The sequence below is a fragment of the Thioalkalivibrio halophilus genome, assembly GCF_001995255.1.
Lineage (GTDB): Bacteria > Pseudomonadota > Gammaproteobacteria > Ectothiorhodospirales > Ectothiorhodospiraceae > Thioalkalivibrio > Thioalkalivibrio halophilus.
In genome coordinates, this window is the sequence record NZ_MUZR01000069.1 from 872 (window position 1) to 1,154 (window position 283).

Sequence of the window (283 nt, forward strand, 5' to 3'; positions counted from 1 at the left end):
TGCTGGCCCGGCACCAGATCCAGGCGAGCATGAGTCGCCGGGGTAACTGCTGGGACAATGCCGTCGTCGAGCGCTTCTTCCTGAGCCTCAAGACGGAACGCGTCTGGCAGCGCCGCTACGCGAACCACGGCGAGGCGCGGCGGGATATCGCGGACTACATCGCTCGGTTCTACAACACCGTTCGCATCCACTCGACGCTGGGCTACCTGCCTCCCAGCGTCTACGAGCAACCAACGGCAGCCAATCCACCTAACGCGGTGTCCGAAATCACTTGACCACCACA

Annotated in this window: 1 pseudogene; it reads left to right on the forward strand. The window is 63.3% G+C overall.

What is annotated here, in order from left to right:
• Window positions 1-74: 74 nt before the first annotated feature.
• Window positions 75-275: pseudogene (locus B1A74_RS13300) on the forward strand (IS3 family transposase); the annotation flags it as partial.
• Between the last annotated feature and the right edge of the window lie 8 nt (window positions 276-283).